The sequence below is a fragment of the Alteromonas sp. MB-3u-76 genome, from assembly GCF_002831605.1.
GTDB classification, from domain to species: Bacteria; Pseudomonadota; Gammaproteobacteria; order Enterobacterales; family Alteromonadaceae; genus Alteromonas; species Alteromonas hispanica.
Window position 1 is genome coordinate 2,699,603 of sequence record NZ_CP025115.1, and the last position, 26,073, is coordinate 2,725,675.

At 45.4% G+C, this 26,073-nt stretch carries 27 protein-coding genes; 17 read left to right on the forward strand and 10 right to left on the reverse strand.

Going from position 1 to position 26,073, the window contains the following annotated elements; translation table 11 throughout:
• Positions 1 to 3: 3 nt before the first annotated feature.
• The 4 genes from CW735_RS11980 to CW735_RS11995 all read left to right on the forward strand — a co-directional run bounded on the left by CW735_RS11980 (position 4) and on the right by CW735_RS11995 (position 1,380).
• Positions 4 to 519, forward strand: a complete 516-nt coding sequence (locus CW735_RS11980; protein WP_071979217.1) for a cob(I)yrinic acid a,c-diamide adenosyltransferase — start codon at positions 4 to 6, stop codon at positions 517 to 519.
• Between the two features lie 113 nt (positions 520 to 632).
• The gene (locus tag CW735_RS11985) at positions 633 to 821 is read left to right on the forward strand and encodes a hypothetical protein (protein WP_100972330.1); all 189 of its coding nucleotides are present in this window, start codon (positions 633 to 635) and stop codon (positions 819 to 821) included.
• A 62-nt stretch (positions 822 to 883) separates the two neighbouring features.
• Complete coding sequence (locus CW735_RS11990; protein ID WP_332249008.1) at positions 884 to 1,138, forward strand: hypothetical protein; 255 nt, start codon at positions 884 to 886, stop codon at positions 1,136 to 1,138.
• Positions 1,138 to 1,380 carry a hypothetical protein gene (locus tag CW735_RS11995; RefSeq protein ID WP_100972332.1) on the forward strand — a complete coding sequence of 81 codons (243 nt, stop codon included), beginning with the start codon at positions 1,138 to 1,140 and terminating at the stop codon, positions 1,378 to 1,380. Before CW735_RS11990 ends, CW735_RS11995 begins: the two co-directional genes overlap by 1 nt.
• 21 nt (positions 1,381 to 1,401) lie before the next feature.
• On the opposite strand, the gene CW735_RS12000 is transcribed toward CW735_RS11995, so the two are convergent.
• Positions 1,402 to 2,163, reverse strand: coding sequence for an IS5 family transposase (locus CW735_RS12000; RefSeq protein ID WP_100970740.1), 762 nt, complete (start codon positions 2,161 to 2,163; stop codon positions 1,402 to 1,404).
• A gap of 124 nt (positions 2,164 to 2,287) precedes the next feature.
• On the opposite strand from CW735_RS12000, the gene CW735_RS12005 reads away from it, so the two are divergent.
• Together CW735_RS12005 and CW735_RS12010 are read left to right on the forward strand one after the other, a co-directional pair.
• A complete protein-coding gene (locus CW735_RS12005; protein ID WP_100972334.1) occupies positions 2,288 to 2,653 on the forward strand; it encodes an MBL fold metallo-hydrolase in 366 nt (121 codons plus the stop codon).
• Positions 2,604 to 3,227, forward strand: coding sequence for a hypothetical protein (locus tag CW735_RS12010; protein ID WP_157812685.1), 624 nt, complete (start codon positions 2,604 to 2,606; stop codon positions 3,225 to 3,227). Before CW735_RS12005 ends, CW735_RS12010 begins: the two co-directional genes overlap by 50 nt.
• 36 nt (positions 3,228 to 3,263) lie before the next feature.
• Here the strand turns inward: CW735_RS12010 and nagZ are convergent, their stop codons facing one another.
• Positions 3,264 to 4,289 (reverse strand): beta-N-acetylhexosaminidase, encoded by a 1,026-nt coding sequence (gene nagZ / locus CW735_RS12015; RefSeq protein WP_100972338.1) that lies wholly within the window; start codon positions 4,287 to 4,289, stop codon positions 3,264 to 3,266.
• Between the two features lie 152 nt (positions 4,290 to 4,441).
• On the opposite strand from nagZ, the gene CW735_RS12020 reads away from it, so the two are divergent.
• Complete coding sequence (locus CW735_RS12020; protein ID WP_100972340.1) at positions 4,442 to 6,826, forward strand: penicillin acylase family protein; 2,385 nt, start codon at positions 4,442 to 4,444, stop codon at positions 6,824 to 6,826.
• Entirely contained in the window at positions 6,823 to 7,290 is a 468-nt protein-coding gene (gene ybaK / locus CW735_RS12025) for a Cys-tRNA(Pro) deacylase (RefSeq protein WP_100972342.1), read from the forward strand. The genes CW735_RS12020 and ybaK overlap by 4 nt, the downstream gene beginning before the upstream one ends.
• A gap of 8 nt (positions 7,291 to 7,298) precedes the next feature.
• Here the strand turns inward: ybaK and CW735_RS12030 are convergent, their stop codons facing one another.
• The 8 genes from CW735_RS12030 to thrS form a co-directional block, all read right to left on the reverse strand.
• Positions 7,299 to 7,859 (reverse strand): hypothetical protein, encoded by a 561-nt coding sequence (locus tag CW735_RS12030; protein WP_071979223.1) that lies wholly within the window; start codon positions 7,857 to 7,859, stop codon positions 7,299 to 7,301.
• Between the two features lie 112 nt (positions 7,860 to 7,971).
• Positions 7,972 to 8,271 carry an integration host factor subunit alpha gene (gene ihfA, locus CW735_RS12035; protein ID WP_100972344.1) on the reverse strand — a complete coding sequence of 100 codons (300 nt, stop codon included), beginning with the start codon at positions 8,269 to 8,271 and terminating at the stop codon, positions 7,972 to 7,974.
• Positions 8,272 to 8,274: 3 nt separating this feature from the next.
• Positions 8,275 to 10,662, reverse strand: a complete 2,388-nt coding sequence (pheT, locus tag CW735_RS12040; protein ID WP_071979224.1) for a phenylalanine--tRNA ligase subunit beta — start codon at positions 10,660 to 10,662, stop codon at positions 8,275 to 8,277.
• 12 nt (positions 10,663 to 10,674) lie between these two features.
• Entirely contained in the window at positions 10,675 to 11,655 is a 981-nt protein-coding gene (gene pheS / locus CW735_RS12045) for a phenylalanine--tRNA ligase subunit alpha (protein WP_032095097.1), read from the reverse strand.
• 315 nt (positions 11,656 to 11,970) lie between these two features.
• A complete protein-coding gene (rplT, locus tag CW735_RS12050) occupies positions 11,971 to 12,327 on the reverse strand; it encodes a 50S ribosomal protein L20 (protein WP_071979225.1) in 357 nt (118 codons plus the stop codon).
• A 17-nt stretch (positions 12,328 to 12,344) separates the two neighbouring features.
• Entirely contained in the window at positions 12,345 to 12,542 is a 198-nt protein-coding gene (gene rpmI / locus CW735_RS12055) for a 50S ribosomal protein L35 (RefSeq protein ID WP_071979226.1), read from the reverse strand.
• A 117-nt stretch (positions 12,543 to 12,659) separates the two neighbouring features.
• On the reverse strand, positions 12,660 to 13,199 hold the full coding sequence (gene infC / locus CW735_RS12060; protein ID WP_071979227.1) for a translation initiation factor IF-3: 540 nt from the start codon (positions 13,197 to 13,199) through the stop codon (positions 12,660 to 12,662).
• Between the two features lie 114 nt (positions 13,200 to 13,313).
• Complete coding sequence (thrS, locus tag CW735_RS12065; protein ID WP_071979228.1) at positions 13,314 to 15,230, reverse strand: threonine--tRNA ligase; 1,917 nt, start codon at positions 15,228 to 15,230, stop codon at positions 13,314 to 13,316.
• A 649-nt stretch (positions 15,231 to 15,879) separates the two neighbouring features.
• On the opposite strand from thrS, the gene CW735_RS12070 reads away from it, so the two are divergent.
• The 9 genes from CW735_RS12070 to CW735_RS12110 all read left to right on the forward strand — a co-directional run bounded on the left by CW735_RS12070 (position 15,880) and on the right by CW735_RS12110 (position 26,035).
• Positions 15,880 to 16,773 carry a fructosamine kinase family protein gene (locus CW735_RS12070; protein WP_100972347.1) on the forward strand — a complete coding sequence of 298 codons (894 nt, stop codon included), beginning with the start codon at positions 15,880 to 15,882 and terminating at the stop codon, positions 16,771 to 16,773.
• Between the two features lie 22 nt (positions 16,774 to 16,795).
• Positions 16,796 to 17,545, forward strand: a complete 750-nt coding sequence (locus tag CW735_RS12075; RefSeq protein WP_100972349.1) for a pteridine reductase — start codon at positions 16,796 to 16,798, stop codon at positions 17,543 to 17,545.
• A gap of 120 nt (positions 17,546 to 17,665) precedes the next feature.
• The gene (locus CW735_RS12080) at positions 17,666 to 18,715 is read left to right on the forward strand and encodes a DUF3080 family protein (protein ID WP_232368276.1); all 1,050 of its coding nucleotides are present in this window, start codon (positions 17,666 to 17,668) and stop codon (positions 18,713 to 18,715) included.
• Between the two features lie 95 nt (positions 18,716 to 18,810).
• A complete protein-coding gene (locus CW735_RS12085; protein WP_100972351.1) occupies positions 18,811 to 19,644 on the forward strand; it encodes a MurR/RpiR family transcriptional regulator in 834 nt (277 codons plus the stop codon).
• A gap of 128 nt (positions 19,645 to 19,772) precedes the next feature.
• The gene (locus CW735_RS12090; protein WP_232368277.1) at positions 19,773 to 20,996 is read left to right on the forward strand and encodes an amidase; all 1,224 of its coding nucleotides are present in this window, start codon (positions 19,773 to 19,775) and stop codon (positions 20,994 to 20,996) included.
• A gap of 114 nt (positions 20,997 to 21,110) precedes the next feature.
• Entirely contained in the window at positions 21,111 to 22,697 is a 1,587-nt protein-coding gene (locus tag CW735_RS12095; RefSeq protein WP_100972355.1) for a gamma-glutamyltransferase family protein, read from the forward strand.
• Between the two features lie 31 nt (positions 22,698 to 22,728).
• The gene (locus CW735_RS12100) at positions 22,729 to 23,547 is read left to right on the forward strand and encodes a sulfite exporter TauE/SafE family protein (protein WP_071979233.1); all 819 of its coding nucleotides are present in this window, start codon (positions 22,729 to 22,731) and stop codon (positions 23,545 to 23,547) included.
• A 12-nt stretch (positions 23,548 to 23,559) separates the two neighbouring features.
• The gene (locus CW735_RS12105; RefSeq protein WP_100972357.1) at positions 23,560 to 24,807 is read left to right on the forward strand and encodes a pyridoxal-phosphate-dependent aminotransferase family protein; all 1,248 of its coding nucleotides are present in this window, start codon (positions 23,560 to 23,562) and stop codon (positions 24,805 to 24,807) included.
• Positions 24,800 to 26,035, forward strand: coding sequence for an allantoate amidohydrolase (locus tag CW735_RS12110; protein ID WP_100972359.1), 1,236 nt, complete (start codon positions 24,800 to 24,802; stop codon positions 26,033 to 26,035). The genes CW735_RS12105 and CW735_RS12110 overlap by 8 nt, the downstream gene beginning before the upstream one ends.
• The last annotated feature ends 38 nt before the right edge of the window (positions 26,036 to 26,073 follow it).

Sequence of the window (26,073 nt, forward strand, 5' to 3'; positions counted from 1 at the left end):
TTCATGAAAATCTATACCCGTACAGGCGATAAAGGCAGTACTCAGATATATGCAGACAAAGCAGTGCGAGTAGACAAGGATGACTTAGTAGTACAAAGCTATGGTGATATTGACGAGTTAAATAGCCAAATAGGGCTATTAGCGTCATTAGTTGCCACTCATCATCATGAGTATTTGCACACTATACAGCGTAATTTGTTTCAAGCAGGATTTGCCATCTCGGCAAGCTCTACCCTAAAAGATAGTGATATTGAACGACTAGAAAATCTCATTGACGAGTTAACTAATAAAATGCCGCCTAACACCTCATTTGTACTGCCAGGCGGCAGCAAACAAGCAGCACAAGCCCATGTATGTCGTGCGGTATGCCGCAGAGCAGAGCGCGCAGTAATTAGTTTGGCCAAGCACTACGAAGTTCCCGACGTGGTGCACGCTTACCTTAATCGATTAAGCGATTTTCTTTTTACCTTTGCGCGCTTTTTAAACATTGAAGCCGGTATCGAAGAAGTTACAGTATAAAAATCGCGTATCTAAAATGAGTTAAACGTTACTTGAACTTAACTTTTTTATTTACTTTTAAATGAAAATAATTATCATCTACATTCTAAATCAAACTTAATCGTTTAAAATGCATGTTCAGGTCTTTCATTTTTTTATCACTAATAAGTGCTCTTTTCGGTACAGCTGTTGCCCAAACCAATAATGACGATGCGGTTGAAAACAGCGCCGCACAAAAACGTGCCATTGAAAACATTACGGTAACGGCGTCTGGCTTTGAGCAGCTTACAGCTTTACCCGCTCAGAGCAAGAAACAGGTGTAAATGAAGGGCTTCCGCTAGTTCAGCAGCCTAAGCATTTATTCACCTTAAATACCACGTATCGTTTGAGCGGTGAAAGCGAAATTTGGTCGCGCTGGACAGTGCGTGGAAAAGAGACGGCGCTTACTTCAGTATCATCACGCTCAATTTTATCACCCGGTGTAGGCCTTTTTGATATTGGTTACAACACGCGACTAACCCGACATATAAAATTGCAAACAGGCTTATATAACGTACTCGATAAAACTATGCGCTACGAGGAATTTGGCTACGTAGAAGACGGCCGCAGACTGTGGTTAGGTATTAATTGGGTGTTCTAATGCGTTTACTAGAAGGACGTTTCATAGCGTACAAAAATTTTGTGCAGCTTATTGTTAAAGTGCTGCTTATTAATAGCTTGTCTCCTTTAGCTTATGCTGAGGCTTTTTATGACTCAGACGCTTATGGACAAAGTTCTTATAAAAAATCCAAGCAAGAATCGCGTATGGACTTAGCCTACGACGCGGCTCAAAAAGGGCTGCGCCATAGCGATAAATTTCCTGGTTTTGCTAGGGTCTGTTGATCTTTGCTGTACATATTTCACTCAGCAGTACATGGGTAGCCACATCATTGAAAATGCCAGTGATACCATGCTGGCATAATTCCTTGCTAATTTTTCATACCTCGTTGATATTGAACGATAATGCTTTATTCGAGCAAAGGCGTTTTCAACAAGGTGACGATATTTATAGAGACACCAATCAACGCTGTCTTTATCTATATCCTGACCATAGTTTCGTTTGGGTATGACTGAAGCACCACCTTTAGCTTCAATATATTTCCTCAAAGTATCACTATCGTACCCTTTGTCGCCGACGAAAATGTTAACTTCTCTTAAGTGATCAACTAGACTTTGAGCGCGAGCGATATCATTTCTCTGGCCTTCTGACAGTTCAAAATATATGGGGAGCCCGCCACTATCCACGGCTAGATGAATTTTTGTTGAGTTACCACCTCGGCTCTTTCCAATGCATTCATTATCAGTAGTAGCAGCTCCGGTACTATGCTGATGAGCTTTAATAATTGAACCGTCAGCAAAGACCCAATCGTAATCAGCTAGTTTAGCTAACTCATTGAATAACATATTCAATAAACCTTTCTTTGACCATAAATTGAATCGGCGATAAACGGCGCTCCATCTGCCAAATTCTGCCGGTAAATCACGCCAAGGAATACCGGTTCTCAGCCGGAATAATATCCCTTCAAACGTCATTCTATGTTCTGGTTTGTTGTAAATGCGGCCAGTGCTCTTCATTACTTGAAGTAGCTTTTGCCACCGCTTATCAGTTAGCATTAGTCTTGGCATGGTAGTGAGTTGTTCTTTTACTTTTGGCGAAGCAAATTATAACTCTTTACCATGCTGTTCAAAAACTAATCACGAAAGATCAACACGCCTTAGCTTATGTGACATTGATAGCCCGCTGCGAGATATGAGTGTTAAACGCAGTGAGCACTCGAAACAGCGCAAAGAAAACGCAAACCACAAACCATCACGCTCTCATTATCCTAAACGCAAAGGCCAAAGCAAAAAAAACTCGCTGCCGCCTACGCAAATTTTTGAAAATGTCTACTTTGTTGGTGCGGGCAACGTATCTAGCTGGGCAGTCGATACCGGCGAATCAATTGTGCTAATTGATGCGTTAAATAATGAGGCTCAAGCTCAACAATACATTATCGACGGTCTTGCTGCTCTTGGTTTAGACAACAAGCCTATTTCTCATTTAATCATTACTCATGGCCATGGCCATGGCGATCACTACGGCGGACAGTCACTACGGCGGACAGTCACTTATTAGCAAGCTTTATTCGCCTAAAATTATAATGAGTAATCACGAATGGAACTGGTTAGCGGCGGGTGCCGATGGCTTTAGCAGCCCGCGTTGGGGCGAAGCCCCTGCTCGAAAAGTAGGTGTTAGTATTGGAGTCGATGACGAAACTACACTGACTGTAGGCAATAATACGTTTACTTTTTACCTCACTCCGGGCCACACGCCAGGAACTCTCTCTGTGATGTTCAAGGCAGTGGAAAAAGATGATGCCAATGATGGCGCTACGCACAAAGCTATATTGTGGGGCGGCACAGGCCTTAATTACGGCCCTGATGTTGAACGCATAAAAGCGTATACTGAATCTGCCACCAAAATGCGCCGTCTGGCGTTAGTAGAAAATATCGACGTTTTCCTGTCCAACCACCCTAAACGCGACGGTAGTGACAAAAAGCTTGCTGAAATCAATAAATCAGCAATAGCAATTGATAGCTCAGAAAATGCCGCAAACAATCCATTTGTGGTAGGCAAAGAAACCGTTATATCGGCGTTCGACATGCTCTATCACTGCACAACAGCACAAATGATAAAGGCCGGCGGCTAATAGACTTACATATAAAATCAGCCTCACTTGCTATTGCTAGCGTTCACTCATGCTTTCAATAAGCGCCACGGCACTGTCGTATTGGTCTTTTAATCCAGTTGGCAGTGAGCGTTGGTAAAATGATCCACCGCAGAGTGCTTTGGCACTGTCTTTATTATTAGCGTTATCTCTTAGCTGCTGAGAAACTCGCTGCTCCAGCCCATCAAGAATTTGCTCTGCGCCTTTTATGTTGTTGCACGCAAGCACCATGTCGCAGCCTGCATCAAGGGCTGCATTGGCACGCTCAACATAGCCACCAGCAACAGACGCACCATGCATCGACAAGTCATCTGAGAAAACAGCGCCAGTAAAGCCTAAGTCGCCCTTTAAAATTTGTTGAAGCCAACGCGCTGAAAACCCAGCCGGCTCTTGACACACTTGGTTGTAAATAACGTGAGCAGGCATGATGCCATCCAGCAACTCGCTTTTTATCAGCTGTTCAAACACCACCATATCGGTGTGTTTAATTTCTTCAAAACTGCGTTCATCTACTGGCAATGCAATGTGCGAATCGGGCGCTACACTGCCATGACCTGGAAAGTGTTTTCCAATGGCTGGCATGTTTGCCGCTTTTAAACCTTGAATAAGCGACTTAGCAATGCGTACTGTATCTGTAGCGTTATCAGCAAAAGCCCTATCGCCAATCACTTGCGACACACCGTTAATATCTAATACAGGAGCAAAGCTAATATCAATATCTAGTGTTTTAAGTTCAACGGCGAGGGTCAGGCCGCAGGCTTCGGCGTATTTAGCACATTCACCCTTACTTTTAGAGCGGCGTAATATATCGCCCATAGCAGGAGTTGCAGTAAAGCCCTCGCGAAAACGCTGCACTCGCCCGCCTTCATGATCAACTGCAACAAGAATGGGCTTATTAGCATAGCGGCGGATGTCGCTTACGAGTGCCGAAAGCTGGCGCTTATCATAGTAGTTACGAGTAAACAAAATTACGCCGCCAACAACGGGGTGCGCTAGCTTTTCTTTTTCTTCTGGCAAAAGCTCTTCTGCCAAGCAATCGAGCATTAGTGGGCCCACTGTGCTACCTCGCTCATTCCCTTAACACATTGCGACGTAAAACACTGCGACGTAAAATATTGCGCCATACGCGTCATAAAACATTACTTCTCATTGTTGATTTCTATGGGTAGGATAGAGAAAAAAACGGAGTAATTCACGTGATAAATTGGATTAAATGGCTTGTTGTTGGCGCGATAGCGTTACTTGCTGTGGTTGCCGCAGGTGCGTATACCACACTCTATTTAAGCCTGCCTCGACTAGAGGGAAACAGCAGTACTTATCACGTTGCTCAACCTACCCAACTATCGAGAGACTCTCTCGGGCACGCGGTCATAAACGCAGAAGGAATTTTAGATGCCGCCTATGCACTTGGCTTTGCTCACGCCCAAGACCGCTTTTTTCAAATGGACCTGCAGCGTAGAGCCGCATCGGGCAATTTATCAGACTGGGTAGGTAAAGCGGCACTTGAGATTGATAAAAATGCCCGCTTTCACCAATTTGAGCAGCGCGCTCAAGCCGTGTTCGATAACTTACCAAGTAAACAACAAGAGCTGCTTATTCGTTATTCCCATGGCGTTAACGAAGCCCTAAATGAATTCACTACCCTGCCCTTTGAATATATTGCCGCTGGCGTAGAAATAACTCAATGGCGCCCTACCGACAGTATCTTGGTAATTTACAGTATGTATTTAGACTTGCAAGGCGGCCAAGTTAACCTCGATTTAGCAAGAACTGCACTTAAAGACACCTTTGGCGAAGAGATTTACCGTTTTATTACCCAGCCAAGCCATTATCAAGCGGCTTTAGATGGCAGTGAACTTCCCCTGTCAGATGCACCTGTACCCGAGTACCCCAATATTTTATCTCAAGCTAACGACACCGTTTCAGTTACTCATATTAACCAAAATCGTTATTCGTACGATGGCACAGAACTTCCCGATATAGGCAGCAATAACTATGCAGTGTCGGGAGAGCTAACAGCAACTGGCGCAGGGCTTTTAGCAAACGACATGCATTTAAGCCTGCGGGTACCTATTATTTGGTATCGCGCGCAGCTCAATTACAGTGAGGCCGGTGAAAACATTTCGGTTACTGGCGTATCGCTGCCGGGACTACCCGGTATTGTTGTAGGCACTAATGGCCACATCGCCTGGGGCTTTACGAATGCGAACTTAGACAACGTAGACTGGGTTGCTTTAAATAGCGATACCCCTACCACCACGGTTACCCAAACAATTCCTCTGCCAGGTACTTATAATGAGAGTGCTGATAGTGAAAGTGCTGATCATGCAAGTGCTGGGCATGAATTTACTATGGAAATGAGTGAGTTCGGCCCAGTAAAAACCATTAACGGTAAGCGCTATGCTCTCAACTGGGTGGCTCATCACGATTTTGCAGCTAACCTTGCTATAGTCGATTTTGGTAGAGTGAAAACAGTGGACGATGCTCTTCTCATTGCTAGAAAAATTGCAATACCTACACAAAATTTAGTGGTGGTAGATAGCAAAGGCAGCGGAGCGTGGACACCCGGCGGCGCGGTGCTTAACAGAGAAAAAGCAAGCTACACCGCCATTTCCGAAGAGCAGATGAGAAACAATACACCGCAACCTGCTGTGTCGTTGCCCGTAGTTAAAAACCCATCCTCAAAAAGAATATGGACAGCCAATGCGCGCGTTATATCGGCAGAAGACCTGCCGCGATTAGGCGATGGTGGCTACGCACTTGGCGCAAGAGGCCAACAAATACGAGAGCGTCTGTTTGAAAAAGACAGATTTACAGAAACCGACTTTTACGCCATTCAGCTAGACAACCATGCGCAATTTCTTATTCCATGGCACAACTTACTCTCTGGGCTGCTTACTATGCATAACGTAGAGTTTAAACCCGACTTGTCTTATCTCAACACATGGGGAGCCTGTGCATGCGAAGACTCTGTTGGATACACCTTAGTTAAGCACTTTCGAAGAGAAGTGGTTCAAATGCTGTTTGGTGAAATATTATCAACTCTTGATAAGCAAGGCGTTCAAAGTCGCTCCCTGCTTAGAGGTATTGAACCAGCCACGTGGCAACTTATACACAACCAGCCCAATAGCTGGCTACCGCATGGAACAGACACCTTCGACGAATTATTAGTAGATGCATATCGACGCGCCAAAAATAAGCTTCTCGATAAATATTCTCCTCTTGAGGCCAATATGGATACTCTACGCTGGGGTAGCGTTAATAAGCTTAAGGTAAAACACCCGTTTTCCGCACAAATCCCATTCTTTGGCGACATGTTAAACATGGATGAGGTTGAAGGTTTTGGCGATACTTACATGCCAGCCGTGCAGTCGACTGGTTTTGGCGCTTCACAGCGCTTTTTTGCAAGCCCTGGACACTTAGAGAAAGCTATCCTTACCTTACCTGGCGGTCAGTCTGGCCATCCGCTGTCAGAATTTTTTACAGCGGGTTTTAATGACTATGCAACGCAGGCTGCCACGCCGTTACTGCCAGGTGAACCTATTTATTCACGCACGTTTTACAAAAAAGAAGAAGAATGACACCGGCTATCACACTACTTAAAAAAAAGCGGATCCATCACGAGGTTTTAAAGTACGAGCACGACAGTAATGCCCCCTCTTTCGGCCTAGAAGCGGTTGAAAAGTTAGATTTAGCCGCAGAGTGTGTATTTAAAACCTTAGTGGTAAGTACAGAGCGCGAAGAACTCGCTGTGGTAGTTGTGCCGGTTGCGACAAAACTGAGTGAGAAAAAAGTAGCCAAGGCATTAGGCGCAAAGAAAGTTTCCATGGCAAAAGCCGAGGCTGTAGTAGCCTCAACGGGATATATATTAGGTGGAGTAAGCCCTATTGCTCAGAAAAAGCGACTATCCACACTTATCGACAAAAGTGCCAAGCAGTTTACTACTGTGTATGTTAGTGCGGGTAAACGAGGGTTAGAAGTGGCCCTGTCGCCCAGTGATTTGGCCGAACTTACTCAAGGGAAGTTTGCAGATGTGTCGGTGTGAAAGTTAAACTAAGAGCTCGTCGATGAGGCTTTTGCTTGCGTTAACCACTGCTGTTTCGCCTCTTTCATAACCGCATCGCTTGGCGAATCATCGCCGGCAATCGCAATAGCAATTTGCTCAATAATGGCATCTCGCTTCTCTAATAAAGCATCGGCTCTGGCAAACAAATCCTTTGCTTCGGGATATTTTTCTTTAAGCCCATCTATTTTTTCAAGTGCATAATAATGCTGCTCAAATTCTTCATTAAAAAGCTGACGTTTGGCATTAAACACCACATAATCTTTCGCAGCTTTAGAGTTGAGGTATTCTAAATCGTCTTCAGACAAGCTAGCAGCTTCGGCCACTTCATTTGCTTGCTCTAGCCAATAATCAATTTGCGCATCGTTATTCTGTTTAACCGCCTGCTTAATACCCGCCTGTAAATCGCTGGCGTGAAGAATTTCCATTACCGTAATAACAGGAACAGCAGACGCCGCTTGGTCGCGGTTATCAGCATCTACCGATAAAAACACAAACCAACCTGCAATGGCTATTACTACAACAGAAAGAACGACGAGTGCTTTTTTCACACTTCCTCCTAAGAAAACAGCATAAAGAATCCAGTGCGGATGCACTGTAGAAAAGAGGCAACACAAAAGAGCGAGGGAGTCTCGCTCTTTTAGTATTGTAGCGACGTATTAATTATTCGTCGACAGGTGCCGAGTTTTCAACTCGGCTTTTGAGTTTTTGACCAGGGCGGAAAGTCACAACCCTGCGCGCTTTAATCGGAATGTCCTCACCCGTTTTAGGGTTTCTTCCCGGACGTTCGTTCTTATCACGCAGGTCGAAATTACCAAAACCTGACAGTTTTACTTGCTCACCAGATTCCAGAGCGCTTTTTATTTCTTCGAAAAAAAGCTCTACCAGATCTTTTGCATCACGCTTGTTTATGCCTAGTTTCTCGAACAGGTGTTCAGCCATCTCGGCTTTGGTCAATGCCATAGTTTACTCTCTTAACGCGGCTCCAAACTCAGATTCCAAACCTTTTACCACAGTGTCGACAGCGTGCTGAATCTCAGCCTCTTCTAAGGTTTTTTCTGGATCTTGTAAATGAAGTGACAATGCAAGGCTCTTGTACCCAGGTTCAATTCCCTTGCCTTTGTATTCATCAAACAAGTTTAGAGCAACTAGTTGATTTACGCCAATTTTTTCTATGTAAGAAAGAACATTTCCTACACGCACTTCATCTTTTACTGTAATAGCTATATCACGACGATTAGATGGAAAGCGCGATACTGGTACAGCAGACGGTAACTTGCGCTCGCTAATAGCATCAACCACTAACTCAAACACGAAAACGCGACCGTTCACGCCCAACAATTTCGTAAATTGCGGGTGAATAGCACCAATATAGCCAACTTCTTCATCGTTAAGCAAAATTTTTGCAGTCATACCCGGATGCAATGCACTGTGTTCAGCTGCTTCAAATTGGAACTCACCGTTTTTGCCAGTTAGTGCCAATAGAGCCTCTACATCAGCCTTTGCATCGAAGAAATCGACCGGGCTGTCGCCCATATCCCAATGTTCTTCGTTACGACGCCCTGCTACTACACCACCAATTACTTGCTGTTGCAATACACCATTTGGCGCATCTTGTTGAGGTATAAAGCGTAATCCGGTTTCAAACAGTCGAATTCGCTGTTGCTGACGCTTCTGATTATACGCAGTTGCACCTAGCAGTCCTGGCCATAAACTCACGCGCATTACCGACATATCAGATGATATTGGGTGTGGTAATACCATGCCATTTACCTCTGGAAACAGCGCGTTTTGTATTTTCGGGTCGACGAACGAATACGTAATGGCTTCGTTATAGCCTTTGCTTAACAACAGCGACTTCATTGTACCTAATGGCAACTGTGCCTCTTGCGAAGGCAGCATGGCCAGCTTCGCAGCTGGCGCAACGTTAGGAATATTGTTGTAGCCGTAAACTCGCGCTATCTCTTCAATTAAGTCTTCTTCAATTGATATATCAAAGCGATAGCTTGGAGCCGCAGCTTTCCAGCCGTTATCAGTTGCAGTAACGTCTAAACCTAAACGTTTAAGCATCTCCGTTACTTTTGCATCGTCGATACTAATACCTAACACACGGGTTAAGCGATCACGACGAAGTGTAACCGTGGCTTGCTTAGGCAATTTATCTTCTGAAACCGCTTCAACAACCGGACCCGCTTCACCACCGCAAATTTCTAGAACAAGCGCAGTAGCACGCTCCATGGCTTTGCGTTGAAGCAGAGGGTCTACGCCACGCTCGTAGCGGTGCGATGCATCGGTATGTAAACCATACTGACGAGCACGGCCCATAATGGCATCGCGACTAAAAAACGCACTTTCAAGCAAAATATCTTTTGTTTCAGATGTAACCCCTGAGTGAAGGCCACCAAAAATACCGGCCATTGCTAACGCTTTGTTATCGTCTGCAATTACTAGCGTATTTTCTTTAAGCGTTGCTTCTGTTTCATCAAGCAGGGTTAGCTTTTCGCCTTCTTTCGCCATACGCACATTTACATTGCCTTCAATACTAGCAAGATTGAATGCGTGCATAGGTTGACCTAGCTCAAGCAATACAAAATTAGTGACATCAACAATGGGATCGATACTACGAACACCGCAGCGGCGAAGCTTTTCAACAAGCCACAGTGGTGATGCAGCAGTTACATCAACGCCCTTAACCACACGACCTAAATATCTTGGGCAAGCATCGTCTGCACTAAGGGTAATAGCAAGTTTGTCATCAATAGTAGAGGCAACGTCTTCAACTACTGGTTCGCAAACGTCTAAGTTATTAAGCACACCAACTTCACGGGCAATACCGCGAATGCCTAAACAGTCTGCGCGGTTAGGCGTTAAATCTACTTCAATAGCGTTATCGTCTAGGTCAAGGTATTCACGAATATCTGTACCTACTGGCGCATCAACTGGAAGCTCGATAATTCCGTCGTGATCATCGCTTATGCCTAGCTCAGAAAAACTACACAGCATGCCGAAAGACGGCTCGCCGCGCAACTTGGCTTTTTTGATTTTAAAGTTGCCAGGCAGTACCGCGCCCACACAGGCTACCGCTACTTTTATGCCCTGGCGGCAATTAGGTGCACCACAAACGATATCAAGTAGCTCATCGCCACCTACGTTAATTTTAGTCACGCGAAGCTTATCGGCATTAGGGTGCTGACCGCATTCTACAACCTCGCCCACTAATACGCCGGTGAACTCACCCGCCACAGGCTCTACGCCGTCTACTTCTAGGCCAGCCATGCTCAACTGTTCAGACAGCTCATGTGCCGACAGCGACGGGTTAACCCACTCTCTTAACCATTTTTCACTGAATTTCATGTGTACTCTGCCTTAGTTGAACTGCTTGAGGAAACGAAGATCGTTTTCAAAGAACGCGCGTAAATCGTTAACGCCATAACGCAACATAGTTAAACGCTCTACGCCCATACCAAAGGCAAAACCAGTGTATTCTTCTGGGTCTATTCCAACCGACTTAAGTACATTCGGGTGCACCATGCCGCAGCCAAGCACTTCAAGCCACTGGCCGTTTTTACCCATAACGTCTACTTCAGCTGATGGCTCTGTAAATGGGAAGTAAGACGGGCGGAAACGCACTTCTAAAGACTCTTCAAAGAAGTGATGTAAAAAGTCGTGCAAAATACCTTTAAGTTCGGTAAAGCTCACGTTTTTATCTACCATTAAACCTTCCACCTGGTGGAACATTGGCGTGTGAGTTTGATCGTAATCGTTACGATACACACGGCCCGGTGAGATAATACGTAGCGGCGGCTTTTCTGCTTCCATTGTACGAATTTGAACGCCAGAAGTTTGCGTACGAAGCATCATGTCTGGGTTGAAGTAAAACGTATCGTGATCGGCTCGCGCTGGGTGATTGGCCGGAATATTTAGCGCATCGAAATTGTGGAAACCATCTTCAATTTCAGGGCCGGTTTTTACCGAAAAGCCTAACTCACCAAAAAACGACTCTATGCGTGCAATGGTGCGGCTAACCGGGTGCAAGTTACCAGGTTTTTCAGTACGCCCAGGTAGCGTAACATCTACCGCTTCTTCCGAAAGCTTCTTGTTAAGCTCTTCAGTGCGTAAATGCTCGCCTTTTGCAGAAATAGCCTGCTGAATAACCTGTTTCGCTTGGTTAATTTTTTGGCCAGCGGCAGGACGTTCCTCGTTAGATAACTTTCCTAAGCCTTTAAGCAAGTCGGTAAGTTTACCTTTCTTACCCATAAATTCGACCCTAACTTGGTCTAATGTGGCTGCATCTTCAGCAGCGTCAATCTGGCTCTGCGCCTGATTGATAATCGCGTCAAGCTCCATGGTTTCCTCAATGTGCATGATGACTGCATGGCCTTCGCGCAAAAAGAATAAATCTGCGGGCGAAAGCTTGCTTGAAATAAAAACGATAGTTTACACGAGGGATAGACATTACCGCTACCCTATATAGCTGATATTGGCAGATTTTTAACCCATAACTTTAAATTGTTTAGAAACAAAGAGGAAAGGTAAAGTTTGACTTTATAAGAGGTGGCTTAAAAAATTTCAAATAAGCATAAAAGATAGAACTACAGAAAAGAAAAGGCGAGCATCCTGTTCGCCTTTTCCCGAAAGAACTTAAACTTAATTAGTTAATAATTAAGCTAATGCGCCTTTAGCCGCTTCGACTAGTGCGCTGAAAGCTGCTTTGTCATGTACTGCGATGTCGGCAAGGATCTTACGATCGATTTCAACAGACGCTTTCTTCAAACCGTTAATGAAACGGCTGTAAGACAAACCATTTTGACGTGACGCAGCGTTGATACGTGCAATCCACAATTGACGGAATTGACGTTTACGCTGACGACGGTCACGGTAAGCATATTGACCAGCTTTAGTTACAGCTTGTACCGCTACGCGATAAACTCGTGAACGAGCGCCGTAATACCCTTTTGCCTGCTTGAGGACTTTTTTGTGACGAGCACGTGCAATCGTGCCGCGTTTTACTCTAGCCATTCTTTAGTCTCCTAGTCTTAAACGTACGGCAACATGCGCTGAACTAATTTAGTATCAGAATCATGAACCAATTTTTTGCCACGTAGGTGACGTTTACGCTTAGTACTCTTCTTAGTCAAAATGTGACGTAAGTGAGACTGCTTGCTTTTAAAGCGACCAGAGCCCGTTTTCTTGAAACGCTTGGCGGCACCGCTTACAGATTTCATTTTAGGCATTGCTAAAACTCCGCATTGTTTTGTATCGACATGTTCAGCGTGCAGTCGCTTAAGTGTCGGTTAATGTTTGCAGCAAGGTGTTTCAGGGTGCAGATTCCTGAAAACTTTAGACCGTTACTACTTCTTAGTTGGGGCGAGCACCATAATCATCTGGCGGCCTTCCACGCGACGTGGAAAAGATTCGCAGTTTGCTATCTCTTCTAAATCGTTTTTAACGCGATTTAGCAGGTCTATACCGATGTCTTGGTGCGCCATTTCACGTCCGCGGAAACGGATTGTGACTTTGGCTTTATCACCACTCTCAAGAAAGCGACGCAGGTTGCGCAGTTTTACCTGGTAATCGCCTTCATCAGTGCCAGGGCGAAATTTAATCTCCTTGACCTGAATTTGCTTCTGTTTTTTCTTCTGCTCTTTCTGAGCTTTACTTTTTTCGAAGAGGAACTTGCCATAGTCCATAACTTTACAGACTGGCGGCTCAGCATTCGGACTGATTTCTACAAGATCTAAGGTAGCTTCTTCCGCTAGCTGCGTTGCTTCAGCAAGTGAAACTACGCCAACCTGTTCTCCGTCTTTGCCAATTAAACGTACTTCTTTGGCTTTAATCTCATCGTTAATGCGGGCTTTGTCGCCCTGAGCCTTATTGTTAGCGCCTTTAATGTGCTATTCCTCCAAACATTTAATTCTTTCGTTTGCTTTCGTGGTGCTGGATATCAGCAGTTATTAAATACCAAAAGCAAACTCCGGTGTGCATTATACACAAATTTCGCTCAACTACTTAATGGTCTTTGCCATTACTTCTTCTTGAGCCATGGCAATAAAGTTTTCCACGGTCATTTTACCGAGGTCATCTCCACGACGTGAGCGCACTGCCACTTCGCCAGATTCCATTTCTTTATCGCCCACAACTAGCATATACGGGATACGCCTTAGCGTGTGCTCACGGATTTTAAAGCCAATCTTCTCATTTCTCAAGTCAGACTTTGCTCTAAACCCTAATTCCTGCAGTTTTTTTACACAATCTTGCGCGTAGTCTGCTTGTTTATCAGTAATATTCATTACTACAACCTGTTGTGGTGCTAACCACAATGGGTAGAAGCCAGCAAACTCTTCGGTAAGAATACCGATGAAACGCTCTAGCGACCCCAAAATTGCGCGGTGGATCATAACAGGTACTTTACGCTCACCATCTTCGGCTACGTAAGTTGAACCCAAACGTCCAGGCATTGAGAAATCGAGCTGCACAGTACCACACTGCCACGCCCTGTCTAGACAATCGTGCAATGTAAATTCAATTTTAGGGCCGTAGAAGGCACCTTCGCCAGGCTGATATTCAAATTCGATATCGTTGGCTTTTAGTGCTTCAGCAAGTGCTGCTTCCGACTTATCCCAAATTTCGTCTGCTCCTACTCGCTTTTCTGGGCGAGTAGAAAGCTTAACTGCCACTTTATCGAAACCGAACGCAGCGTAAGTCTCGTACACCATTTTTATACAGCCGCTAACCTCTTCTAAGATCTGCTCTTCTGTACAAAAAATGTGTGCATCGTCTTGGGTGAAACCGCGAACGCGCATTAGGCCGTGCAGTGCGCCTGATGGCTCGTTGCGGTGGCAGCAACCAAATTCAGCCATACGTAGCGGTAAATCGCGGTACGACTTAAGACCCTGATTGAATATTTGAACATGACCCGGGCAGTTCATCGGCTTAACCGCGTACTCGCGCTTTTCCGATTCTGTGGTAAACATGTTTTCTGCGTATTTATCCCAGTGTCCGCTCTTTTCCCAAAGCGTACGGTCCATCATAAGTGGGCCTTTTACTTCGTCATAGTTATATTGACGAAGCTTGGTTCGAATAAAGCTTTCTAGTTCGGTGTAAATCGACCAACCGTCGTTGTGCCAAAATACCATGCCCGGCGCTTCTTCTTGCCAATGGAATAAATTTAGCGCTTTACCAATTTTACGGTGGTCACGCTTTTCAGCTTCTTCTAAGCGTTGTAGGTAAGATTTTAATTGCTTCTTGTCTGCCCATGCGGTGCCGTATATACGCTGCAACATTTTGTTGTCGCTGTCGCCACGCCAGTATGCACCCGCCACTTTCATAAGTTTGAAGTGGTGACAAAATTTCATGTTTGGAACGTGAGGGCCACGACACATGTCTGTATATTCTTCATGAATGTACAGAGCTGGACGATCATCTTTGCTGATGTTCTCGTCAAGAATCTGCATTTTGTATTCTTCGCCACGCGCTTCAAACGCGTCGCGCGCTTCTTGCCAGCTCACTTTATTTTTTACAACGTTGTAGTTTGTTTTGGCTAGCTCAAGCATACGCTTTTCAAGCTTAACTAAATCTTCCTGAGTTAGGCTTTCTTCCATATCAACATCGTAATAAAAACCGTTGTCGATTACTGGGCCAATCGCCATTTTGGTATTTGGCCAAAGCTGCTTGATGGCATGACCTAAAAGGTGGGCACAGCTGTGGCGAAGAATTTCTAAACCATCTTCGTCTTTAGCGGTAATTATTTGAAGCTGTGCGTCAGCATCTATCATGTCAACCGCGTCAACAAGTTCGCCGTTCACTTTTCCTGCAATGGTTGCTTTGGCTAAACCAGGGCCAATATCGTTTGCAACGTCTAATACAGAAACTGGGTTGTCGAAAGCACGCTGGCTTCCGTCAGGAAGAGTTATAACAGGCATGTATGTTCCTTAACAGTGGTGACGCCTACTCTGCGCCACTTGCATTGATAAAAAGTGAGCGTGTAATACGCTGTTCGTTTTGTGTCAGTGTTTATTAATAGCGTTCTTTAATAAAGTGTATTAATCGCTTTCACTAATTGAGCAGCGCCGCAACTTAACAGCTGTGCTAGAAAAATGGATGTCACTACTCAATCGAAGCTACGGCAACTACCTACAACATTTTTGAGCGCAATTACCGGAATGTGCTGTGTTTTCGTCATTAATACAAAAACAAACACAATATTAAACAAACACGTTGTATATATTTTCGATGGGCGATTATAACGAGTGTATAGGCAACTTCAATGATGAAAATCAGATCCAAGCAATAAACCCAGGCAATTGCTGATTTTCGGCGGAAACATTGCTACTTCGCCGTATTTTTGAGCACTTTTTTTGAACACGTATAGTGACTAAATGTGCAATATTCGAAATTTGAATCATACTTTATCAAATTTGTTCATTTTTTAACCGTAACGTTCGATTTTTAAAAAGCATTGTCGGCTAATATTTAGCGGTGAGTGCTGAGCCGTGATTTTTGGCTTAGCGTTTTGGCTCGGGGTCTGACTTAGCATTTAAGTTCAAAGTCTATTGGTTGGGGGGGAATTTTATGTGGCATTTTATTAGTGAACATATCTCGCAAGCCACTGGCCAATTTTTTAATTGCCAGCGAGCAGAACCCGTTTCAGGCGGCGACACTCACAAAAGCTTTATTATCAGGGATGAAACACACCGTTATTTTGTAAAAACGCGGCGTTATGATGATACACAACAGTTACAACACGAAGCCGAAGGATTAGATGCACTTGCGGAAACAAACTCCATTCAAGTGCCTCAAGTTATCTGCCAAGGCGTAACTAAAAATGAAGAGCCCTACATGGAATACTTGGTGCTTTGCTATAAGCGCTTCGTAGATCCTCAACCTACCGATTATTTTCAACTAGGTGAAATGCTTGCCAAATTACATGCCGTAAATGCGCGTACAAGTTACGGGTGGCCGCACGATAATTTTATCGGGGCCAGTGTTCAAACCAATGGAAGATCGGCATCTTGGGCAGACTTTTTCGCCGAGAAACGCATTGGCTCTATGTTAGAACGCTTAATCGCAAACAATATCTGGCGTATTAGTGACAACGAAGCACAAGATTTAATTGAATACACAAGACGTTTACTAAGCCTCCATCAGCCTCACCCATCCCTGCTGCATGGCGATTTATGGCATGGCAACATTGGCTTTAGCAAAAAGGGGCCAGTGATATTCGACCCCGCCGTTTACGTTGGTGATGCAGAAACTGACTTAGCCATGGCTGAACTTTTTGGAGGCTTTCCCGAAAGCTTCTTTGAAGGATACAGCAGCCACACCTCACTTGAAAAAAATTACCAACAAAGAAAACCAATCTATCAGCTTTACCATATTTTAAATCACGGGTTATTATTCGGCGCTCATTATATCGTTCAAGCGAAACAGATAATTGACGATATCAAGCGCACAAAATACGCATAGCGTTCAATCAGAGTGATTTTTTATGGAAGACAAGGCACCTGTTGCCCTAGTAACTGGCGCAGCCAAACGCATTGGCGCAACATTAGCTCGGCGATTGCATGCTAACGGCTACCGTGTAGTTGTCCACTATTCCTCATCATACGAAGAAGCTAATTCACTGGTGAACGAGCTAAATCACTCCCGTCCAAACTCTGCGATAAGCCTGCAGGGCAATTTGTGTGACAGTAGTCACATTGATGCTATCGCAGAGAGATCAGTAGAGGCTTGGGGGCGTTTAGATGTTTTAGTAAATAATGCATCGAGCTTTTACCCAACTCCCATGGGCGAGATAACAGAAGACGACTGGTCTTCACTTGTTGGCAGCAACACAAAAGGCCCGTTGTTTTTATCCCAAGCGTTAGTGCCTGCGCTTAAGCAAACTGGTGGCTGTATTATTAATATGGTGGATATGCACCTAGACCGGCCTCTTCCAAAGCACAGTGTGTATTTACTCGCGAAAGCCGGGCTCGCCTCTCTCACCCGCTCTATGGCGATAGAGCTGGCACCTCAGGTTCGTATAAACGGTATAGCGCCAGGCGCTATTTTATGGCCCGAGCGCGATATGGATGAATTAGCTAAGCAACGACTCATTGACAGCGTACCGCTGCAACAACTGGGCAGCCCTGAAGATATAGCAGACGCGCTGAGCTTTTTGGTTTCTGCCTCGTATATTACTGGGCAAATTATTTATGTCGATGGCGGGCGAAGTTTGTATACCAGCGCCGAATTATAGAATAAAAGTATAAAAAATACTCCGAAGAAGAGGTAAACACACCCTATGATGCCATGTCCGTTTTGGTTTACTAGCAACACTCAACATTGCTTCGCTCAAACTGTGGGCAGCAAAAAACACGTGTTCCAAGCTGGTAAAACAAAGCGCCCCACTCTTTTTATTGGCGTTGCCGTATTAGCCTTAACCTTATTAACCGGTTGCTTTGGTCAAAATACGGTGAAAGATAGCCTTAACGATTATCAAAGCCGTTTATCTCGCGTGTTGGAAACACCTCTCACTGAACCAAGAGTTGCAGCGCTTCCAAGACTGACTGAAGGCTCAAAGTTAAAGCACGATATTGAAGGATTAAGTATTAACCTGCGAGAGTTTTACGCTATTCAAGACTGTGAACTTGGCCGCGTAGTAGCAGAGCGAAACACTTCTTTAGGTAAAAGCCAGCTTCCGTCACAGCGTTTAGTGTACGAGAGTAAGCTTTTGTCGGTGTTTTCAAGCTGTGAAGAAGCTCTCAGAGAAACCGATGAGGCCCTTGCCAACACGTTAGCCGATTGGAAGCAAGCGAAAGCCGCCGATTATATGAAAAGCTGGGCCAACCTTATCCAAACTAGTAAAGAGATGCGTTTGGGGTTGAACAGCCCTGAGAGACTTCTTGCCCGCGAGAATAACAAAGATGCACAGGCTAGCATTAACAGCTTATATTTTTTAGACGACTTATTATCATCCGATGCACTTGCAGATAGTGTTGATAGCAGCGAGTTGGAAACCCAGCTAAAAATTATCCTTTCTGCACGATTACCTGCCAGCCTGTGGCAAACACAGAACACCCTTGCTGCGGTATTACCACCACTTACCGCAGAGCTTACACCAGCACTAGACAATATCGCCTGCGTTGATGGCAGACCAAGCGATACGGCTAAAATATTGCGAAATGTGTTTTATCTATTTTTTATTGAAGAAATTCAACCCGTGGGTAGCTTGGTGAATAACTATCATTATAAGCTTACGCCTTTGTGGGAAAAGTGGCAGCAAAATCCTGCGCTTCACCCCTTATTTAAAGACTATCTTTATCAGCAGTCTGTTGAAGGTTTTGATAAATACAGCAAGGCTATGCAGTCTCACGTTTCAATGTGGCAACAGTTCCTGGGGCGCTGTAACTTGTCCCCCGTAGCATAAACTAACGGCGTAAACCAGATGCGTAAAATAGAGGCGCAAAATAGAGGCGTAAACTGGACACGCACACTTTGTATTTTTAGTGTTATGCTTAAGTGATGAAAGATAAAAATCCTAACGACGTTACTGAACAAATAGCGCAGCACTATGCAGCGCTGTCACCAGCAGGCAAAGCAATTGCCCATTATCTGCAGAAAAACCCCATTGCTGTATTGTCACAGTCTACTTCGCTTATTGCAGAGAAAGTGGGTACTTCTAAAGCTACCGTTAGCCGTTTTTTTCGACAAGTTGGCTTCGAATCCCATCAGCAGGCAAGAGAAGCATTAGCAGCACTGCGAGAGCAAGGCGTGCCTGTGGCGTCTAACCACAGCGATAAGCAACATTTTGAAAGCGAAGTTCAAAACCTGGCAGCCACCCTTCAAAGCTCCTCAGCTGAGGAACTTAACGCAATTGCGCAACTGCTCGCTAGCGCAGAGCAGGTTACTCTTATTGGGTTTAGGAACGCCTACCCGATAGCATTACACTTTCGTCAGCAGTTAAAACAAATACGAGGTTCGGTACGTGTTTTACCACAGCCTGGGCAAACGCTAAGCGAAGACATTATTGATTTAACAGATAAAGACGTAGTGGTTTTGTTTGGTTTTAGACGGCGAACCCGCCAGTTTAAATTTGTGCTAGAGAATATAAAACACTGCAAAACCGTGCTTATCACAGATCCCACGGGTCAGGGCTACAAGCCACAAGTTGACTATTTGTTGGTATCGCATATTGGTAGTGATGCTCCCTTCGACAGTTACGCAGCGCCTATGAGCCTGGTGGCTTCATTGTGTAATTTAACCTATTCGCATATTGGCGAGGCCGCATCCGATCGTGTAGACGCTATTACTGATGTGTACGAGCGTATGGACGAGCTGGAAGATCCAAAGCGTTAGTCGGCACTTCTTTAACAACACGCTTAAAGAACACCTTCAACCTAACAATTAAGCAACGTTCGTTTCTCTTGACTTTGTTATGAAACAATTGTTTCATAGGGTAATCATTAATAATAACTAAGTGTGCTGTGAACTCTCCTTTTGTATTAACACCTTTTTCTGCAGATTGCGAAAACAAACACGCGCCATTAGCTGGCCTTGGGCTAGCCGTTAAAGATCTTTTTCATATGTCTGGTCTACCGACCGGTGCGGGCAACCCTGACTATTTGAAAACGCACCCTCGCTCTAATAAATACAAAGGACGCCAAAACGGACAAGAAAACGAGCAAGTTGCGGAAGAAAGCTCACAAAACAGCACAGTAAGCGCATTGCTACAAGCCGGTGCTATATTCAAAGGAAAAACCATCACCGATGAACTTGCCTACAGCTTACATGGCCAAAACAAGCACTTTCCGGCGTTAACCAACCCAGCCGCACCAGCGCATATTCCCGGCGGCTCATCATCGGGCTCCGCGGTTGCCGTTAGCAGCGGTTTAGCAGATATTGGTTTAGGTACAGATACCGGCGGTTCTATTCGCGTTCCAGCAAGTTATCAAGGACTGTGGGGGTTGAGACCTACTCACGGCATTATAGAGTGCGACAATATGGTAGCACTTGCCCCTTCATTCGACACAGTTGGTTGGATGACGAGAGACTTAAACACCTTTGAGCTAGTGAGCCGAATTTGCATTCCTGGTCATACGCAGCACGCTTTTAGTGACACTGTTCGATTTGGTGTTGCTTCCTCTTTGTTTGAGGGTGTCGCCCACTCAAAAGAATGCAATGCATGGATAAATGAAACTATTCGCCGTCAGTTTAAAACCACCGATATTTCGTCTGACAGACTTAATTTAACAGAGCTTGAGAGCGCCGCTACCTTTAGAGTTCTACAAGGCAACGAAATTTGGCTGCAACATGGCCAGTGGATTGAACAAGAAAAGCCAGATATTGCTACTGACATTATGGCGCGTTTGTCATGGTGTAAAACAATTACACACCAGCAAGTTGATGCCGCTAAAGCTCAGCAGCAAAAGGTAATTGAACAACTTGCTCACCTGTTTGCAGACATTGACGTTTTGGTCATGCCCACTACGCCAGGTATTGCTCCGCGATGTGATGCCGATGAAACTGCTTTGGCAAACGACAGAAATGCCCTACTCGCATTAACCTCGCTAGCGGGACTAGCCGGGCTACCGCAGCTTCATTTACCACTGTTTACTCTGCACGACGCTCCCTGTGGATTATCCCTTGTGGGCAAAAAAGGCAACGATCTTGCACTAATCGAGTTAGCCAAGAGACTACTGACACGCTAACTATGCACTCACTGTGCGAATTGTACGTAAGTTATGCGTTAATTGTGTGTGAGCAAAAATTACCAAAGAGAATTCAGTGCAAAGAATTACATAAAAGATTGAAAGGAAATAACAATGACAAAAAAATCCAATATCGCATTTACAGCTCCCCATTTTGCAGCGTCTCAGGTGGGGCTAAATATTTTAGAAAAAGGCGGCACCGCTATTGAAGCTATGGTTGCTGCTGCGGCGTCTATTGCCGTTGAATACCCTCACATGAACGGCCTTGGTGGCGATGGCTTTTGGCTTATTAGCGAACCTGGTAAAGCGCCAATAGGTATTGATGCCTCTGGCGTGGCTGCACAGGGCGCAACACCTAACTTTTACAAAGACTTTGATGCAATACCTAGCCGTGGCGGCAAATCGGCATTAACCATGGCCGGCGCGGTTGCTGGATGGAGTGAAGCACTTAAAATAAGTAAAGAATGGCAAGGTGGCAAAGATGGGTTAGCACTTTCTACACTGCTAGATACGGCGATTAGCCAGGCAAACTGGGGAATTGAAGTAACCCAAAGTTTAACCGACGCCAGTAACAAAACCTTTGATGATTTAGCTGATGATGAGAATTTCGCGCAGTTCCTGATTAAAGGGAAGGCACTTAAAAAAGGCAAAATTCTGAAGCTTACCGCGCTTTCTAAAACCCTTGCTCATTTGGCAGAGAAAGGACTAGACGACTTTTATCACGGCGAGCTAGCGCAAAAGTTAGCTGCAGATTTAGAAGCCGCAGGCTCTCCTATTCGCCTAGAAGATTTTGAAAACTACCGCGCGAAGCGTGTAACACCATTAAGCGTAACCACTTCAAAAGGCACGCTTTATAATTTGCCGGCTCCTACGCAGGGCGTAGCGTCGCTTATAATATTGGCTCTTTACGATAAAGTGCAGCACTTAGGCAAAAGCGACGCCGACATGGTACACCTGCTGATAGAGTGCACTAAACAAGCCTTTATTGCCCGCAATAATAATGTTACCGATCCATCTCGCACGCCTGTTGATTTACAACAGCTTCTTACCGACGAATCGTTAGATGAAATGGCACAGCACATTTCTATAGAAAAAGCTCAGCTGTGGCCTCACGTGGCAAAGCCTGGAGATACAATTTGGATGGGCTGTTGTGACAATGAAGGCCGTATGGTGAGCTACATACAGTCTCTTTATTGGGAGTTTGGCTCGGGTATTGTAAGTCCGCAAACCGGCATTGTTTGGAATAACCGAGGCACGTCATTTTCACTAGACCCAGCAAGCAATCAGTATTTAGCGCCAGGGTTGAAACCATTTCATACTCTTAACCCTGCATTTGCAGAACTTAACGACGGACGTCGAATGAGTTACGGCACCATGGGTGGCGAGGGCCAGCCACAAACTCAAGCAGCTTTATTTGCACGTCATGTGTATCACAACCAGCCTATTGATAAAGCCATATGGTTAGGTCGATGGCTACTAGGACGCACCTGGGGCGATGAAAGCCATAATCTGAAAGCAGAGCGCGATTTAGTTGAATATGTGGGTGAGAGCTTAGTCGCCCGTGGCCACGATTTGGTCACGGTAGACCCTTGCAATGAATTAATGGGCCATGCAGGTGCCATTATTCGCCAAGAAACCGGAGATGTAACTGGTGCAAGCGACCCGAGAAGTGATGGCAAGGTATTTTTAGGCCATGTTTAACCGTTAAATTACAACAAGAGAAAAAACATTCATGCAGTTTTTAATGGACAACCTAACGGTAATTTTATCGTTAATTGGAACCGGCATTTTTGCTGGGCTTTTAGCAGGCCTGCTTGGTGTAGGGGGCGGTATTGTCATTGTGCCAGTGCTGTTTTTCCTCTTCCAGGCGCTAGGTGTATCTTCAGAAAGCGCCATGGTAATTGCTACGGCTACCTCCCTTGCCACTATCGTTCCAACGTCAATTAGCTCGATTAAAGCCCACCACAGCAAAGGTAATGTCGACTTTGTACTGCTTAAAGCATGGGCGCTATTTATTCTTATTGGAGTGCTTGTTGGTAGCTATGCGGTAACCGTTGTTAACCCAACTCTCCTTACCCTGCTGTTTGGCATTATTGCCACATTATCGGCAATAAACATGCTGATAGGCAGAAAAGAAGCGCTGTTTAAACGCTTACCCGGTAAAACCGGACAGTCACTTATGGCAACCTGCATTGGTTTATTTAGTTCTATGGTGGGCATTGGCGGCGGAACATTAACCGTTCCTACGCTTACATTTTGCAATTACCCAGCACATAAAGCCGTGGGCACTGCTGCAGCGGTAGGGCTTATTATTTCTCTTCCTGCAGCAGTTACCCTGCTGTTCGCTGGCACCACGCCGCCCGATGCACCATTTGCAACATACGGCTATGTAAACTTGCTAGGCTTTGCCTGTATTGTGCCGTTAACCGTTCTTTTTGCTCCTATTGGTGCAAACATTGCCAATAAGCTAGATGCCAATCTTCTCAAGAAGATATTCGCCGTCGTTCTTATCATCACCGGCCTGCGCATGCTTGCGCAGGTACTCATTTAGGAGTCTTCTCTTATGCAAAGTTTTTCGCCGCTTTCTCCTCCGCCGCGTCTACTAATGGGCCCTGGCCCGATTAATTGCTATCCCCGCGTATTGTCGGCTATGGCAACTCAATTAGTGGGTCAGTACGACCCTGTAATGACCGGCTACATGAACGAAGTGATGGCCCTATACCGCGACGTCTTTAATACCAAAAACCAACAAACATTCTTGGTTGACGGTACTTCACGGGCCGGCATCGAAGCAGTACTTGTGTCGGCAATAGAGCCTGGCGATAAAGTGCTTATTCCCATCTTTGGACGCTTTGGTCATTTGCTGGCAGAAATTGCTGAACGTGCAGATGCTGAAGTGCATACCATTGAAGTTCCCTGGGGCGAAGTATTTACGCCAGAGCAAATAGAAACTGCGATTAAAGAAGTTAAGCCGAAGATGCTGGCTACAGTGCAAGGCGATACGTCTACCACCATGCTGCAACCTCTTGCGGAAATTGGCGAGATTTGTGAGGCTCATGATGTTCTGTTTTACTGCGACGCCACGGCTTCTATTGGCGGCAACCCCTTAGACGTAGATGCGTGGAAACTCGACGCTGTATCGGTAGGTTTGCAAAAATGCTTAGGCGGCCCGTCGGGAAGTTCACCTATAACCCTTAGCGACAAATTTGTGCGCACTGTTCGCACTCGTCATCATGTTGAAGCTGGTATTCGCGACGCCCATCATGAAGGGGCAAAAGGCCCTAAAATTCGCTCGAACTACTTCGATTTACCCATGATCATGGATTACTGGGGCGACGAGCGCTTAAACCATCATACCGAAGCGGCGAGCATGCTTTATTGCGCAAGAGAATGCGCTAGGGTGCACCTTGAAGAAGGACAACAGCAAGTAATCGCCCGTCACAAGGTTGCTGGTGATGCCATGTTGGCCGGCATTAAAGCTATGGGATTAGCCCCTTTTGGCGACCTAAAGCACAAAATGTACAACGTAGTAGGCGTGTATATCCCTGATGGTGTAGCAGGAGAAGAAGTGAGAGAAACCTTACTACTTCGCTTTAATATTGAAATTGGCACCAGCTTTGGCCCGCTAAAAGGAAAGATTTGGCGCATTGGCACAATGGGCTACAACGCCCGAGAAGATGCGGTACTCCACACCTTACAATCTCTTGAGACCGTTTTGAGAATGCAAGGTTACTCATGCCCAGCAGGTGCTGGTGTAGAGGCTGCACTGGCGGTTTACAATAAGGCCAACGCGGAGTTTACGAATGAGTGAGTTCGCTGAGCTGGCTACACAAGTTATGGCGCGGTGCGAGATGTTAGGCACCTTAAGCCAGAACCCAAACTGCTTAGACAGGCGTTACCTAACCGACCAGCATCGACTCGCAAATCAACTTGCGTCTGGCTGGATGATTGAGGCAGGAATGACCACATGGCAAGACGCCGTTGGTAATATTTGGGGGAGATATACATCTACTGTGCCTAACGCTCCTCGCCTTATATTGGGTAGTCACTTAGATACCGTGCCAAACGGCGGTAAATACGACGGCATGTTAGGCGTTGTTGCCGCTATTTCCATGGTAGCCATGTTCGACGGACTGCAGCGTAAACTTCCATTTCATATCGATATTGTCGGGTTCTGTGATGAAGAAGGCACCCGCTTTGGTACTACTTTACTTGGCAGTCGTGCTCTCACAGGCAAGTGGCAAGACAGCTGGCGCAATCTTAAAGATGAAGATGGCATTAGCCTTGCCCAGGCTATGGAAAACTTTGGTCTTAACTTTGACGAAGTTTCCAGTGCCAGTATTTCCCGAACCGATATATTAGGTTACATAGAACTGCATATTGAACAGGGGCCCGTTTTAGAACAAGAAAACTTGCCCGTGGGTGTGGTTAGCGCCATTGCTGGCGCCCAGCGATTTACAATTACCATAGAGGGCATGGCAGGCCACGCCGGCACGGTTCCCATGTCTATGCGTTTTGATGCACTCGCCGCAAGCGCAGAAATGATTTTAGCAGTAGAGCGTATTAGTCATCAGCGACCTGGTGTAGTGGCCACCGTAGGCAAAATTGACAACGCCCCTAACGGCGTCAATGTCATTTCTGGGCGCACGCATTTTTCTCTTGATATACGAAGTGAAGACGACGCACTGCGAGACACGGTATTGGCCGAAATTATGCAAAACTTCGGCGAAATTGCAGCAAAACGCAAAGTGACCTTAAGTGTAGAGCAAACACACAGCGCGCCCGCTGTTTTGTGCGATGACAACTTAAAACAAGCGTTAGTTCACGGTGTAGAGCTTAGCGGCATAGCTCCTAGAGTACTAGCCTCTGGGGCAGGTCACGACGCCATGGCTATGGCGGATATTTGCCCGGTAGCAATGCTTTTCACACGCTGTAAAGGCGGCATAAGTCACCATCCTGGCGAATCAATAAAAGAGTCGGACGTTGAAGCCAGCTTATCTGTGCTGTTTAAAACCATAGAAAACTTACGTTACACCTAGGGCAGCTGCGCTTTGTGACGCTTACCTATAAACAAATT